The sequence below is a fragment of the Bradyrhizobium brasilense genome (assembly GCF_029714345.1).
GTDB classification, from domain to species: Bacteria; Pseudomonadota; Alphaproteobacteria; order Rhizobiales; family Xanthobacteraceae; genus Bradyrhizobium; species Bradyrhizobium australafricanum.
This window is the reverse complement of record NZ_CP121669.1, coordinates 5,539,574-5,553,471: the sequence shown is the minus strand read 5'-3', so window position 1 is coordinate 5,553,471 and position 13,898 is coordinate 5,539,574. Positions and strand designations below refer to the sequence as shown.

At 62.6% G+C, this 13,898-nt stretch carries 14 protein-coding genes; 10 read left to right on the top strand and 4 right to left on the bottom strand.

The window, feature by feature from the left end; all coding sequences use genetic code 11:
• Positions 1-2 precede the first annotated feature (2 nt).
• Genes QA635_RS26230 through QA635_RS26220 form a run of 3 tightly spaced genes read left to right on the top strand, consistent with a single transcriptional unit; the run spans position 3 to position 4,591 of the window.
• The gene (locus tag QA635_RS26230) at positions 3-2,945 is read left to right on the top strand and encodes a formate dehydrogenase subunit alpha (protein WP_283062236.1); all 2,943 of its coding nucleotides are present in this window, start codon (positions 3-5) and stop codon (positions 2,943-2,945) included.
• A 12-nt stretch (positions 2,946-2,957) separates the two neighbouring features.
• Positions 2,958-3,554 carry a formate dehydrogenase FDH3 subunit beta gene (fdh3B, locus tag QA635_RS26225; protein ID WP_011088224.1) on the top strand — a complete coding sequence of 199 codons (597 nt, stop codon included), beginning with the start codon at positions 2,958-2,960 and terminating at the stop codon, positions 3,552-3,554.
• Between the two features lie 41 nt (positions 3,555-3,595).
• On the top strand, positions 3,596-4,591 hold the full coding sequence (locus tag QA635_RS26220) for a formate dehydrogenase subunit gamma (protein WP_283062235.1): 996 nt from the start codon (positions 3,596-3,598) through the stop codon (positions 4,589-4,591).
• A gap of 30 nt (positions 4,592-4,621) precedes the next feature.
• On the opposite strand, the gene QA635_RS26215 is transcribed toward QA635_RS26220, so the two are convergent.
• The gene (locus tag QA635_RS26215; RefSeq protein ID WP_256520575.1) at positions 4,622-4,744 is read right to left on the bottom strand and encodes a hypothetical protein; all 123 of its coding nucleotides are present in this window, start codon (positions 4,742-4,744) and stop codon (positions 4,622-4,624) included.
• 680 nt (positions 4,745-5,424) lie between these two features.
• On the opposite strand from QA635_RS26215, the gene QA635_RS26210 reads away from it, so the two are divergent.
• Entirely contained in the window at positions 5,425-6,078 is a 654-nt protein-coding gene (locus QA635_RS26210) for an ATP-dependent Clp protease proteolytic subunit (protein ID WP_283062233.1), read from the top strand.
• A gap of 440 nt (positions 6,079-6,518) precedes the next feature.
• Entirely contained in the window at positions 6,519-6,836 is a 318-nt protein-coding gene (locus QA635_RS26205) for a hypothetical protein (RefSeq protein ID WP_028334134.1), read from the top strand.
• A gap of 36 nt (positions 6,837-6,872) precedes the next feature.
• Here the strand turns inward: QA635_RS26205 and QA635_RS26200 are convergent, their stop codons facing one another.
• Complete coding sequence (locus QA635_RS26200) at positions 6,873-7,292, bottom strand: hypothetical protein (protein ID WP_283062231.1); 420 nt, start codon at positions 7,290-7,292, stop codon at positions 6,873-6,875.
• A gap of 404 nt (positions 7,293-7,696) precedes the next feature.
• On the opposite strand from QA635_RS26200, the gene QA635_RS26195 reads away from it, so the two are divergent.
• Together QA635_RS26195 and QA635_RS26190 are read left to right on the top strand one after the other, a co-directional pair.
• Positions 7,697-8,776 (top strand): AI-2E family transporter, encoded by a 1,080-nt coding sequence (locus QA635_RS26195; protein ID WP_225159414.1) that lies wholly within the window; start codon positions 7,697-7,699, stop codon positions 8,774-8,776.
• Positions 8,776-9,213: a potassium channel family protein gene (locus QA635_RS26190; RefSeq protein WP_283062227.1), complete on the top strand. Its 438-nt coding sequence runs from the start codon at positions 8,776-8,778 to the stop codon at positions 9,211-9,213. The genes QA635_RS26195 and QA635_RS26190 overlap by 1 nt, the downstream gene beginning before the upstream one ends.
• Positions 9,214-9,219: 6 nt before the next feature.
• On the opposite strand, the gene QA635_RS26185 is transcribed toward QA635_RS26190, so the two are convergent.
• Complete coding sequence (locus tag QA635_RS26185; protein ID WP_283062225.1) at positions 9,220-9,888, bottom strand: helix-turn-helix domain-containing protein; 669 nt, start codon at positions 9,886-9,888, stop codon at positions 9,220-9,222.
• Between the two features lie 629 nt (positions 9,889-10,517).
• Between QA635_RS26185 and QA635_RS26180 the strand changes: the two genes are divergently transcribed.
• The 3 genes from QA635_RS26180 (at position 10,518) to QA635_RS26170 (ending at position 13,278) form a co-directional block, all read left to right on the top strand.
• A complete protein-coding gene (locus QA635_RS26180; RefSeq protein ID WP_283062223.1) occupies positions 10,518-11,984 on the top strand; it encodes a sensor histidine kinase in 1,467 nt (488 codons plus the stop codon).
• A 118-nt stretch (positions 11,985-12,102) separates the two neighbouring features.
• Positions 12,103-12,735, top strand: a complete 633-nt coding sequence (locus QA635_RS26175) for a response regulator transcription factor (protein WP_168856818.1) — start codon at positions 12,103-12,105, stop codon at positions 12,733-12,735.
• Between the two features lie 213 nt (positions 12,736-12,948).
• Positions 12,949-13,278, top strand: coding sequence for a response regulator (locus QA635_RS26170; protein ID WP_341850444.1), 330 nt, complete (start codon positions 12,949-12,951; stop codon positions 13,276-13,278).
• 16 nt (positions 13,279-13,294) lie between these two features.
• Here QA635_RS26170 and QA635_RS26165 read toward each other — a convergent pair whose 3' ends face one another.
• On the bottom strand, positions 13,295-13,858 hold the full coding sequence (locus QA635_RS26165; protein WP_425249052.1) for an invasion associated locus B family protein: 564 nt from the start codon (positions 13,856-13,858) through the stop codon (positions 13,295-13,297).
• Positions 13,859-13,898 lie beyond the last annotated feature (40 nt).

The window sequence follows — 13,898 nt, the reverse complement described above, 5'->3', positions numbered from 1 at the left end:
CCGTGCTGATCAAGCGAACAAACCAGCGTTCCCTGCGCCAAGGCTCCGCCGCCAGCTCCCTTGCAGATCAGGCTGGTGGCCTCGACCGCCGCAGCTTCCTGCGCAAATCCGGTCTTGCCGGCGGCGCGCTTGCCGCATTCGGCACCTTGCCGCTCGGCAGCGTGCGCAAGGCGGAAGCCGCGGCGGCCGGTCCGCTCACGGCGGGGGCGACCGTCCGCAAGAGCATCTGCACGCATTGTTCGGTTGGGTGCACGGTGACGGCCGAGGTCTTGAACGGGGTATGGATCGGCCAGGAGCCGAGCTGGGATTCGCCGATCAATCGCGGCTCGCATTGCGCCAAGGGCGCTTCCGTGCGTGAGCTCGTGCACAGCGAGCGGCGGCTGCGCTATCCGATGAAGCTGGTGGGCGGGCAGTGGACCCGCGTCTCCTGGGACACCGCGATCAATGAGATCGGCGACAAGATTCAGGCGGTACGTGAGAAGTCGGGTCCCGATTCCGTCTATTGGCTCGGCTCGGCCAAGATGACCAACGAAGGCGCCTACCTGTTCCGCAAGCTCGGCGCGTTCTGGGGCACCAACAATACCGATCACCAGGCCCGCATCTGCCATTCAACCACCGTCACCGGCGTCGCCAACACCTGGGGCTACGGCGCGATGACCAACAGCTACAACGACATCCGCAATGCGAAGACGCAAGTCATCCTGGGCGGCAATCCGGCCGAGGCGCATCCCGTCTCGCTGCAGCATCTGCTCGAGGGCAAGGAGCTGCAAAAGGCCAACTTCATCGTCATCGACCCGCGCCTGACGCGCACCGCCGCGCACGCGACCGAATATGTGCGGATGCGGCCGGGTACCGACATTCCGGTGCTCTACGGCATGATGTGGCACATCCTGCAGAACGGCTGGGAGGACAAGGAGTTCATCCGGCAGCGCGTCTTCGGTTTCGACGACCTCAAGAAGGAGGTCGAGAAATGGCCTCCGGAGGAAGTCGAGCGCGTCACCGGGATTCCCGGCGAGCAGCTCAAGCGCGTCGCCAAGATGTTCGCCACCGAGAAGCCGGCAACGCTGATCTGGGCCATGGGCCAGACGCAGAAGACGGTCGGCACCGCCAATGTGCGGGCGAGCTGCATCGCGCTGCTGATGACCGGCAATGTCGGCAAGGCCGGCGCCGGCGCCAACATCTTCCGAGGCCACGACAACGTGCAGGGCGCGACCGATGTCGGGCTCGATATCGTCACGCTGCCGTTCTACTACGGTCTCGCCGAAGGCGCCTGGAAGCACTGGTCGCGGGTCTGGGAGGTCGACTATGACTTCCTGAAGTCGCGGTTCGATTCCAAGCAGATCATGGAAACCCCCGGCATTCCGCTGACCCGCTGGTTCGAAGCGGTGACGTTGCCGAAGGAGCAGGTTGCGCAGAAAGACAATGTGAAGGCGGTGTTCGTGCAGGGGCACGCCTCCAACAGCATCACCCGTATCCCTGAATCCCTCAACGGCCTGAAGGCGCTGGAACTGCTCGTCATCGCCGATCCGCATCCGACGACCTGGGCCTCGCTCGCGGTCGAGGCGGGACGCACGGAGGGCGTCTACATTCTCCCGGTCGCCACCCAGTTCGAATGCAAGGGCTCGCGCGTCGCTTCCAACCGCTCGCTGCAATGGGGCGAGCAGATCGTGAAGCCGATCTTCGAGTCGAAGGACGATCTCGAAATCATCTATCTGATGGCGAAGAAGCTCGGCTTCGCCGATCAGATGTTCAAGAAGATCAAGGTAGAGAACAACCTGCCCGAGGCCGAGGACGTGCTGCGCGAGATGAACCGCGGTAGCTGGTCGACCGGCTATTGCGGACAATCGCCCGAGCGCCTCAAGGCGCACATGAAGAACCAGGCGAAGTTCGACATGCTGACGATGCGGGCGCCGAAGGACGATCCCGAGGTTGGCGGCGACTATTACGGCCTGCCTTGGCCGTGCTGGGGATCACCCGAGGTCAAGCACCCCGGCACGCCGCTGCTCTACAATACCAATCTGCACGTGATGGACGGCGGCGGCACGTTCCGGCCGCGGTTCGGCGTTGAGCGCGAGGAGAAGCTGCCGGACGGCACGACGCGGAAGGTGAGCCTGCTCGCGGACGGCTCGTATTCGTTGGGGTCGGGAATCCAGGATGGCTATCCGGAATTCACGCTGGCGAGCCTGAAGAAGCTCGGCTGGGACACCGAGCTCACCGAGGCGGAAATGGCCGTGATCAACAAGATCAATCCGGCCAATCCGGACACGGTGTCGTGGTCGCTCGATCTGTCGGGCGGCATTCAGCGCGTCGCGCTGGCGCACGGCTGCGTACCCTACGGCAACGGCAAGGCGCGCATGAATGCCTTCGGCTTGCCGGATCCGATCCCGGTTCACCGCGAGCCGATCTATACGCCACGCGTCGATCTCGTCGCCAAATACCCGACGCTGCCCGACGCCAAGCAGTTCCGGATGCCCAATATCGGATTCTCCGTGCAGAAGGCCGCGGTGGAGAAGGGCATTGCAAAGCAGTTTCCGCTCATCCTGTCGTCCGGCCGTCTGGTCGAATATGAGGGCGGCGGCGAGGAGACGCGCACGAACCCGTGGCTCGCCGAGTTGCAGCAGGACATGTTCATCGAGATCAATCCCGCCGATGCCGCCGATCGCGGTGTCAAGGACGGCGGCTGGGTCTGGGTCACCGGCGCCGAGAACAATTCCAGGGCAAGGATGAAGGCGCTCGTCACCGAGCGGGTCGGCAAGGGCGTCGCCTGGATGCCCTTCCATTTCGGCGGCTGGCTTGCAGGCAAGGATCTTCGCGGCAACTACCCGAAGGGCACCGATCCGATCGTGCTCGGCGAAAGCGCGAACACGATCACCACCTACGGATACGATCCCGCGACGGGCATGCAGGAGCCCAAGGTCACTCTCTGCCAGATCGCGGCGGCATAAGGAGCAACGACGATGGCACGTATGAAATTTCTCTGCGACGCCGACCGTTGCATCGAGTGCAACGCCTGCGTCACGGCCTGCAAGAACGAGCACGAGGTGCCCTGGGGCATCAACCGCCGCCGGGTCGTCACTATCGCCGACGGCAAGCCGGGCGAACGATCGGTCTCGATGGCCTGCATGCACTGCACCGATGCGCCCTGTGCGGCGGTGTGCCCGGTGAATTGTTTCTATACCACCGCCGACGGCGTGGTTCTGCACTCCAAGGATCTCTGCATCGGCTGCGGCTACTGCTTCTACGCCTGTCCGTTCGGCGCGCCGCAATATCCGAAGGTCGGCAATTTCGGCTCGCGCGGAAAAATGGACAAATGCACCTATTGTGCCGGCGGCCCCGAGGCCGATGGCAGCAAGGAAGAGTACGAGAAATACGGCGCGAACCGGCTTGCCGAAGGCAAGCTGCCGCTGTGTGCGGAGATGTGCTCGACCAAGTCGCTGCTCGCCGGCGACGGCGAGATCATTGCCCAGATCTATAAAGAGCGCGTGCTGAAGCGCGGCTACGGCTCAGGCGCATGGGGCTGGAAGACCGCCTATCGCGAGACGATCGAGTCCTGACGACGACCTGGCGCGGGTCGCGTCGATATCGGGAGGACCTTATGGCGTGTTTTGCACGATGTGTTCGGCTCGTCATTGGTGTGGCTGGACTCCTGCTGCTTGTCTCCGCGGCTTCCCCGTCCATAGCCCAGCAGGTCAACCCGACCGCAAGCGCGGTCAAGGAGCAACAGCTCCTGCAGGAACTGAACCGGGTGCAGGGACGCGTCAGCATTCCCGACCAGCGCTCGGGCGTTCTCGAACAGCCGGCCGGCCGTGAATGGCGCGAGTTCCGGAACGTGACGCTACGCTGGATCGGCGGCATCGCCATTCTTGGCATGCTCGCGGCGCTGGTCATCTTCTATCTCAGCCGCGGGATGGTGCGGCTGCAGAGCGGTCGTTCCGGCCGGACCATCGTGCGCTTTTCCGCATTCGAGCGCTTCGTGCACTGGATGACGGCGACTTGCTTCATCATTCTGGCGATCTCGGGGTTGAACGTCACTTTTGGACGTCCACTGCTTCTGCCGTTGATCGGCCACGAAGCGTTTTCCGAATGGTCGCAATGGGCGAAATATGTTCACAACTATCTCAGCTTCCCGTTCACCATTGGCGTCGTGCTGATCTTCCTGATGTGGATCGCCGGCAATATCCCGAACAAGGCGGATGTCGACTGGATCAAGCGCGGCGGCGGCATCGTCGGGCACGATCATCCGCCGGCCTATCGTTTCAACGCCGGCCAGAAGGCGATCTACTGGATCGTGGTCATCGGCGGAGGTCTGGTGGCGGCGACGGGATATGCGCTGATGTTCCCGTTCTACCTGTCAGGCATCGAAGGGATGCAGCTCGCGCAGATCGTCCACTCCATCGTCGCGATGCTCTTCACGGCAGTGATGCTGGCGCACATCTATATCGGCACGGTCGGCATGGAAGGCGCGTTCGAGGCGATGGGAAGCGGCACCGTCGATGTCAATTGGGCCAGGGAGCACCACAGCCTCTGGCTGGAAGAGGAGAATGCGCGCGATGCTCGATCATCCCAGCCCTCCGTCACCGCGGCGGAGTAGGGGGGCGCGCAGCCGTTGAACGCGAACTTGCTACAGCCGTACGCCCGTCGTTGCAAAGGCCTGTGCGACCGGTTCTTGCACGCGGTTTAACGCCAGGGCCCCGAATGCCGACACGACGACGGCGGCCACGCAGGCGAGCAAGAAGACTTTCATTGTCGTTCTCCCAAATCGATCGGGATGCCGTGGGAGTTTACACAAGATGACGCGTCGCGGACAGCGTTGTCCGGCGCGTGTGGGCGGCCATCGCTCAAGCCATGGGGCGCAAGCGGCGGCTTTCGGGACGCTGCACCATCGAGACGCCGCATCCCGCGTTAGGTTGCCTTGGCGACCAGCAGTTCGCGTGGAGCGTGGATTGATCGCGCATGTCGAGCCTTAATGGGATTCCTCAGGCGGTCCGGTCCCTCAAGGATCGGGGGCAAAAAGAAATAAATGAAATGAATGACTTAAGGTAGAGATTGTCGGTGACCCCGATGCTGGATTGGACTGGCTGATCCCAGGGTCACGGTAGATGATGTTTGCTCTCGGCACAGAGCGTGCGCTTCCAGACGTCGAAATGGCGCTGCCGCTGCGCGCTTGCTGAGTTGGCTTTGATTCAGATCAACCCACGATGCGCGTCGATGCTCTGTTTATCGTGTGAGGTCCCGGGTCCAATGGGGAGCGCCGTGGCAGCCTGGAAGCACGCTTTGAGGGTCCTCCGCGCGACATTTATCGACGGCGACGCAAACAGCCGGTGCGCCACGCATGGGTTGCGGCCACCCCGAAGCGATGTCGCAACGGGTCAGCTTCATTCTCGAGCGCCTGCAATTCGCTCGATGCGGATTGCAGGATGCGTTTTGAGCATCGCGGTCGTGCTGACCTCGACGAACTGTCTCGCGATGGAGTTCTCCCGTGTCCAGGGGTGCTTTGGAGATGTCTTGAAGCTCAGCGGAGATATCAGGGATGGGGACTTTGTCCGCTTTCGCGGATATCTGGCGACTGAGCGCCGGGTCGTTGGCCTCGATCTCGATTCCCGAGGTGGGTCCCTCTACGAAGGCTTCCGAATCGCCATGCTCGCGCACCAGAAGCAAATCGCCAGTTACGTTTCCGGAGAATGCGACTCGGCATGCGCTTTCATTTTCCTGGCGAGCAGGAAGCGTTATGTGGCGCCAAATGCCAGGATCGGCGTCCATTCGGTTTCCAATTTACACGGCAACGAGGACAGTCGAACGATTCGTGACACGATCAAGCTTGCGAGGTTGTCGGCCAAGCTCCGTATTCCTCCGTCGGCCATCGGCAGGATGGTGATGACTCCGCCGGGAAAGATCTCCTATTTGAACAAGGAGGAGCTCGCTTCGCTAAAGGTCATGGAGCGGAATCCGTTTGATCGCACCGCTCGCGCGGCGACCGCGGAATCAAGGAGTGGCTCCATGTGCGGCGCGGCGCCCTCGAAGAGCGCGTCGGAGGAGGAGCGGCCGATGCGGAACGCCGCCGGCTCGAAGGGAAGCTAGTGCGCTGGTTGAGCGGGCCTCGGCGCCGAACCGGCTCGTATAGCCCAATTGGGTCAGTCAAGCCGTCGCACGTGACCCTGACTGCTTGGCACAAGCTGCACTGGTCTCTCCATTCCACCGCGATCTACAATCGCAGCCATGGGGTATACCAGCGACAGATTTCGGCGAGTGCGTGGCGCAAGCCGGCCGGCTGGCGCTCGCAATTGGCTGCGTCGCTGGCTTGAAGCGGCCGACGGCGATATTGCCTTCAAGGTCGTGGTCGTGACGGCCGGGATGCTGTCGACCGCGGCGATCGCCTTTGGATTGCTATCGTCCTGAGCGCGCCTCTCGTTTGCCGCGCGTGATGCTGGAATCGTCGTTCTGAGGTGCTCCGCCCGCGAAGCTCTGACAATATGAGCTATCGTTTTCAGCACGACACGGATCATTCCCGGCGGCAATGAATGCACTTCGAATTAGCTGAAAAATCGAGCGGACGTCGAGACCGTCTGGCGGCCAGGTTGGGCGTCGGGGCCTGCGCCGCGACCTTCCTGTTTTGCTGCGCGCAACAGACCGCTGCGCTGCCGCTGACGCCTTTCCGCTATGAAGCCCAGGCTCAGCGGCATTGCCCCGGCGATAGCGTGGTCTGGCTCGATTTTCGGCGTGGACGCTACTACCTCAAAGGGCAAAGCCGCTATGCCAGGGGCTTCGATGGCGGCTTCGTGTGCAGGAATGAAGCGCGCGAGAGCGGCTATCGGCGCTCGCTGCTCGGCCTTCGGTGACATCACCGAAGGCCGGCCTGTCACGTAAAGCCGGCACTACCATCCGTCATAGTAGCGTGGCCGAGCGTAATAGCCGTAGCCTCCGCCCGGCGGGCAATAGTCGTAGCCATAGCCGCCGCCATAGCCGTATCCACCGCCATAGTAGGGATACCCGCCATAGTAGGCCGAGCTCGCGATGGCTCCGCCAACGATCGCACCGGCGGCTGCGGCGCCCCAGCCTCGATAGCCCCATCCACGATAGCCTCCCCAGCCGCCGTAGCCGCGCCAACCGCGATAGCCCCAGCCGCCGCCGCGCCAGCCGCCCCAGCCGCCCCAGCGCACCTGAAGGGCGGTGTTGCTCTCGACCATGCCCTTCATGGCCGCGACGTTGGTCGGCAACGGGGCCGCGTGGCTCGCGCCAATGCCGACCATGCTCGCAAGCAGGATCAAGGCCGGCAGGGTCTTGGTGTTCTTCATGACGTCCTCCACATCGGGGTGACACAGGCAGTCGCGATCGAAAGGCAGCCAAATCGAGAGCGGCTTTCCGATCCATAAGGACGCCGAGCCTGTCAGCCGCGGCCGGCCCGAAGCTTGATTTGAATCAAAGTGGCAAGAGGGCGGTGCGGGCGATTGATCCTGCGCCTGGGACAATTGCCGCGGATAGGCAGGACGCCGCCTGATGGGGCGCGATCGCGCTCGTGATCCCGACCGCGAATGCATCCCGGAGAAGTCGGAGCGGCCCCCGATTCCTGCCCCCGAACCGGGCCGCTTCCTCGGTGAAAGTCCGGACGCGTCACGCTTGATCTGAATCAAGCCGTGCGCAGCAAGGCGATGGCATCGCTTCCCGCGTAGCTGCTGATGCTCGATTCGAAAGCACGCTCTTGAAGACCCTTCGCCAGCTCGTGACCGGAGACGAGTTCGTCCAGCTCGCAATTCGCCTCGGATTGCTGGCACTGTTGATCTACTGGTCGTTCGTTCTGGTCAGCCCGTTCGTGCCGATCCTAGCCTGGAGCGTGGTGCTCGCGGTCGCGCTCTATCCCGTCTTCACCTGGCTCGCAGCAATGCTCGGCGGCCATACCGGCATCGCGGCGCTCGTGCTGACCCTGATCTCTCTGGGAGTCGTCATCGGGCCGGCGACCTGGCTCGGAATCGGAGCGGTAGAGGGGGTGAGGGAGCTCGCCGAACAGCTCGGCGCCGGCCACGTTGTCGTGCCGTCGCCGCCGCCCGAGATCAAGGATTGGCCGCTGATCGGCGGCCCGCTCCATGAGATCTGGGATCGGGCGTCGACCAATCTGCGTGCCGTGCTGCGCGAGGTCGTGCCGCAACTGAAGCCGTTGGCCGGGACCCTGTTTGCATTTGCCAGCGATGCCGGGATCGGGATGCTGAAGTTTCTGCTGGCGGTCGTCGTGGCAGGGTTTCTGTTTCCCTATGGCTCGCAGCTTGCGGCGGCGTGCCGGAGCTTCCTGTCCCGCATCGTGCCGGAGCAGAGCGAGCACTTCCTCGACCTTGCAGGTGCGACCATCCGGGCGGTTTCCCGCGGCGTCATCGGCGTCGCCGTCCTGCAATCGCTGCTGGCCGGCATTGGCTTCAAGCTGGCGGGGATCCCGAGCGCGGGGCTGCTGGCGTTTGTCGTGATGCTGCTCGCGATCGTGCAGATCGGGGCGGCAATTGTGCTGTTTCCGGTCATCATCTGGCTATGGTCGGCCAAGGATTTCACGACCGCACTCGCCCTTACGTTCTTCTTCCTGGTCGTCGGCGTCCTCGACAATGTGCTGAAGCCGCTGGTGATGGGGCGGGGCCTGACCACGCCGGCGCTCGTCATCTTTGTCGGCGTGATCGGCGGCACGCTTGCCCACGGCATCGTGGGCCTGTTCATCGGTCCAATCATTCTCGCGGTCGCCTGGGAATTGCTCACGGCATGGATCCGGGACGACCGCGCCCGGCTGGCGGGAGAGCGATAATGCTGTTTCAGCTCCTCGTGGGATCGGCGGTGAGCGCGATCAACATCGCGATCCATTCGCTGTGGACCGTCGCGGCGATCGGGTTGCTTCGCAACGTTGCCTTGAGCGCGGCCGGCCGGGCGGGGCTACAGCTCAGCGGCGTGATGGTCGCAACCGCGCTTGCGCTGATGCTGGCTCACACGCTCGAGATCGTGGTGTGGAGCCTGGCCTATTGGGTGCTCGGCGCCGCGCCTGCCGGCAGCAATCTGCTGTATTTCGCCTTCGTGAACTACACCACGCTCGGCTATGGCGACGTCATCCCGGTCAAGCAGTGGCTGTTGATCGGACCGATGGCGGCCATGAACGGCATTCTCATGTTCGGGTGGTCGACCGCGGTCTTGTTCGAAGTGTTGCAAAAGACCATCGAGCGCCAGGCGGCGCCGACGAAATCTCCCTGACGTCGGCTAGTTGTCCAGTCTGGACAGCTGGTCGCGGTCAACCAGCATGATCTCGCGCTGGTTCGAGCCAAGGAAGTTGAGCGCGCCGTAGGCGTGCAGCTTGGATAGCGCACGTGACACGGTTTCGAGCGTCAGTCCGAGATAGTCGGCAATATCACGCCGGCACATCGGCAAGGCGACGACGCCGACTCCGGTCAGCCGGCGATCCATTTCGAGCAGAAACGCGGCTACCCGCTCCAATGCGGTCTTGCGGCCGAGCAGCAGCATGTGCTCCTCGGCATGCCGCAGGTTGCTGGTCGTCATGACCAGCAGGTTGCGAGCCAGGGCGAAATCGGAGTCGGCCACGCGTTCGAGGCTGATCCGCCTGATCAGGTGCACGTTCGTGTCGACGATGGCTTCCGCGGTAAAGCGATGGGTTTCGGCATTCTCGAGGCCGAAAATATCCCCGACGAGGTGAAAGGCACCGATCTGGCGGCGTCCGTCGGAAAGCAGCTTGTAGCTGCGGACCGCCCCCGAAACGACCTGGTAGACGTACTCTGCCGGCTCCTTCTCCCCGTAGATCTCGGTGCCTTTCCTGTAGTGGAATTCGCTGGTGCTGCAGTTGGCGTGCCGGACGGTCAACCCACCGAGGATGCTCGGCACATTGGCCGGTCTGACATTGACGCGAGCGAACATGGACTAACTCTCTCGGGTGACGACGGGTGCGGCGTCCGTGGCGGCTCGAAATGCTTGTCCCGCGAGCAATGACTACGACGGAGTCCGGCCGGTCTCTATTGGTCTTGAGGTCATTGTCCTAAAGGACAGGGTGCGCGAAATGCGGCAATTTGTTCGTAAATTGATGCGCACCGTCTTAGATCACTTTTCAATTTTCACGATGATAACCGGGTGCTAGCTTTCCAACCCGTTGGTCTCCGGCTCCGAACGCTATGGGCAAGGCAATTCGGCTCTCTGGCCTGGTCATCTTCCTGGCTGCGTTATTGGCGCCGGTCGGCCTCCAGGCGCAACAGATGCGCCCGCATTCCATGCTGGTGCTGGACCAATCCGATCGACGTGGCCCCTTCTACTACCAGGTGTTCGTCGGCTTGAGGGATGCGGTGAGCGCTCACGGTCACGCGCCGACCACCGTCTACACGGAGAGCCTCGATCTCAATCGTTTCGGTGGCCAAGCCTATCAGGAGAATTTCCGGCAGTTTCTCGAGGCGAAATATCGCGATCGACCGATCGGCGTCGTGGTCACCATTGGAGCGGCTGCGCTTGAACTGGCGCTCCGCTGGCGTCCGCAGCTTTGGCCCGATACGCCAATCGTGTTTGCGCTGGTCGAAGAGGCCGATTTCAAGCGATTGCGACCGCCGGCCTCCGTGACCGGCGGCATCGTGGCATCGAAGCTCCAGGATGCCGCCACGGCCGCCCGCGCCGTCGTTCCGGAGCTCAAGACCGTCGTGCTCGTTGGCGCAGACTGGGAGCAGCAGGTTCTGTTTCGGAATTGGAAAGACCAGGCAGCGGCCGGCATTCCGGGCCTCGACATCGTCGAGATCATCGGACGTCCGATGCCGGAGATCGTTGAGCGGGTCGCAGCGCTTCCCGACCATAGCGCGATCATCTACACCGGCCTCTACAGCGACGGCAAAGGCAACTACTATCCGCCCTCGGATGCCCTCTCATTTGTCGCAGCGAAAGCAAATCGTCCCATCGTGGTTGCGGCGGAGACGTTCCTCGAACCGGGCGGCATCGGCGGATTTGTCATCGTCCCATCCCGGGTCGGTGCCGAAGCAGCAGGCAGGGCGCTGCGGATTCTGGATGGCGAGGCACCGGAAAGCCTGCCACCGTCGGTCATCGATGCGGTGAAGCCGATCTTCAACTGGCGGCAGATGCAGCGTTGGAACGTCGGCCAAGCCAGTCTGCCAAAAGGCAGCGAAATTCGCTTTCGTGAGCCGTCCTTCCTGGAAAAATATCGTTGGCGGGCCGTTGCGCTGGTGCTGGCGCTGCTGGTTCAAACCGCGCTGATTGCGTTCCTGCTGCACGAGCGTCACATGCGGCGGAGTGCCGAGGTCGAAGCCCGCAGTCGCCTGTCCGAGCTCGCCCATATCAATCGGCAGGCGACTGCCGGAGAACTCTCGTCCTCGATCGCCCATGAACTCAACCAGCCGCTGGGCTCGATCCTGACCAATGCCGAGAGCGCGGAGCTGATCCTCGCGTCGCCGACGCCCGACCTTCAGGAGGTGCGGGAAATCATTTCGGACATTAAGCGCGATGATCTGCGTGCAAGCGAGGTGATCCGCAGGATGCGCAGCCTGCTCAAGCGTGCGCCATTTGAGAAGAAGGAGATCGACCTCAACCAGACCATGCGGGAAGCGTTCGATTTCCTCAAGCTGCAGGCCTCGGCACGCAACGTCGCAATCTACCTGCAGACCTCGCCGCAGACCCTGCGGGTGAAGGGCGACCCGGTGCAGTTGCAGCAGGTCATTCTCAACCTCGTGGTCAATAGCATGGACGCGATGGCCAAAATGCCCTACGGGCGCACCATCATCGGTCGTACGGAGGTCAATGGGGACGCATCGGCGGTGATTTCCATCAGCGATTCCGGTCCGGGAATTCCCCAGGACAGGCTGAACGACATCTTCGATCCGTTCTTCACCACAAAGGAGCAGGGCATGGGCATCGGCCTGTCCATCGCACGGACGATCGTGCTGGCACATAGCGGCCAGCTCTGGGCCGAGAATCAGTCCGGAGGAGGGGCGGTATTCCACCTTTCGCTGCCGCTGGCGGCGTAGCGCGTTTGGGTCTTGTTTGCCGCGGTGCAAGGTTCGATTTACGACGAACGCAGCATTTTCAGATCGCCGCTGATGAACATTCTACAGGTAGCGGCGATCACCCGGCGATGGAGCAGCAATGCACGCTTACGTGCACATAGTCGACGACGACGCCTCGTTTCGCGCAGCGCTGGAGCGCCGGCTCAAGCTCGCAGGTTATCGCGTGGTCACCTACGCATCGGCCCGGGAATTGCTCGACCAATTGCCTGACGACGAAGGGGCCGGCTGTATCCTGCTGGACGTCCGCATTCCCGGAATGAGTGGTCCGGAGCTGCAGCGTCGCCTCAACGAGCTGGGGTCGACGCTTCCGATCGTATTCCTGACCGGACATGCCGACACGGCGACCACCGTCCAGGCGATCAAGGCAGGTGCCGAAGATTTTTTGACCAAGCCGATCGCGTCGGAACAGCTGATCGAGGCGATCAATCGCGCCCTTGCGCGGCACGAACTGGCCCGCGGCCGGCGAACCAGGCTCGATTCGCTGCGCGCGCTGCTGGCGAAGTTGACCCCGCGCGAGCGGCAGGTGTTCGATCTGATTGTGTGCGGCCGGATCAACAAACAGATTGCGCACGAGCTTGGCACGACCGAACGCACGATCAAGGCGCATCGTCACCAGGTCATGGAGAAGATGCAGGTGCAGTCACTTGCCGAGCTGGTTTCGATCGCGGAGCAGCTCGGCACGCGCGCATCCGGTGGCGAGGTCAAGGCTTGATCGGCCGGGCAGCTCTGCCCCTCCTGTCCCATGGTACAATATGAAAGCTCTGTGACGCGGCGTATCTCCGATCTTGGCCGCGAGAATATTGCGCGCCGGTAGCCGCTTGACGTGCCCTTATCCATACGCGGGCGAAGGTCATTCAGCGATAGGTAGAGGCTTCAGGATTTGCCGACCGCGAAACTCGTTTTCGTCGTGGATGATAATCCCTCCATGCTCCGTGGAATCGGACGGCTTCTACGGCAGTGTGGATTTGCATCCAGGTTGTTCGAGACCGGAAGCGCGTTACTGAAACATGGCAGCTTTGACAGTGCGGTCTGCCTGATATTGGACATCAATCTCAGCGATGGGTCCGGGATCGAACTGCGGCATCGCCTGGCGGATCAGGGCATAAAAATCCCTATCATCTACATCACCGGAAATGACAGCCCGGCGACGCGCATGGCGGCAACGGCATCGGGATGCGTGGCCTATCTGACCAAGCCATTCACCGCCAATTCGCTGATCCAGCCGATTGAACGGCTGTTGGCCGGCGTGGTCTAGCGGCCGCCGGTCTCAATCATTCATCGATCACTTGATCGAGTGTCAGCGCGGGCGCCCCCTTGCGCACGCTTGCAAAGCGGTCGAGCGGGACCGATGTCGTCATCGTCAGAATGCTGGTGTCGACGACCTCGATCGAGAGCGCCTTTCCGCCGTCCATCTCCTCGAGGAGCTTGGGATCGGCGACATCGGCGGCAATGCACATGTTGGTTACGCACCAGGTATAGGGCAGGCGATAGGCTTGCTTCTGGTCTACCGATAGTTTGACGCCGGCCTGCAGATACATCCCGACCGGCAGGAATAGCTGGAAGCGATCGGTGCCGTCCTCTCGCTCGATCAGATCGACGCGAACGGCCGTCTGCCCGGTTGGGAAGGTGCCGGTGACCGTCGTTCGGCATAATGTCTTGGCACCGGCAGCGTTGAAGCAGAGCTTCCGCCACTCGCCATACTTGATATCTCGCACCGGCGGGCGTGCCCCGCGTGGGGCCACCTCGCCACCGTCCTTCGTTGTAGCCGGTGGTGAGGGCGTCTGTTGACCGTGGGCAGCACTGATGCCGGCCGCAAACAGCGCTAACTTCGCCAAGGCACCATATCGGACCATGGATGCTCCTCCAGCGGGAACG

What these genes read in the sequence shown, in the direction of transcription:
- QA635_RS26200 (WP_283062231.1), bottom strand. Translation starts at nt 7,292, where the DNA reads ATGAAGAACACCAAGACCCTGCCGGCCTTGATCCTGCTTGCGAGCATG.
- QA635_RS26215 (WP_256520575.1), bottom strand. Translation starts at nt 4,744, where the DNA reads ATGAAAGTCTTCTTGCTCGCCTGCGTGGCCGCCGTCGTCGTGTCGGCA.
- QA635_RS26170 (WP_341850444.1), top strand. Translation starts at nt 12,949, where the DNA reads ATGCTCCGTGGAATCGGACGGCTTCTACGGCAGTGTGGATTTGCATCC.
- QA635_RS26175 (WP_168856818.1), top strand. Translation starts at nt 12,103, where the DNA reads ATGCACGCTTACGTGCACATAGTCGACGACGACGCCTCGTTTCGCGCA.
- QA635_RS26190 (WP_283062227.1), top strand. Translation starts at nt 8,776, where the DNA reads ATGCTGTTTCAGCTCCTCGTGGGATCGGCGGTGAGCGCGATCAACATC.
- QA635_RS26220 (WP_283062235.1), top strand. Translation starts at nt 3,596, where the DNA reads ATGGCGTGTTTTGCACGATGTGTTCGGCTCGTCATTGGTGTGGCTGGA.
- QA635_RS26205 (WP_028334134.1), top strand. Translation starts at nt 6,519, where the DNA reads ATGCACTTCGAATTAGCTGAAAAATCGAGCGGACGTCGAGACCGTCTG.
- fdh3B (WP_011088224.1), top strand. Translation starts at nt 2,958, where the DNA reads ATGGCACGTATGAAATTTCTCTGCGACGCCGACCGTTGCATCGAGTGC.
- QA635_RS26185 (WP_283062225.1), bottom strand. Translation starts at nt 9,888, where the DNA reads ATGTTCGCTCGCGTCAATGTCAGACCGGCCAATGTGCCGAGCATCCTC.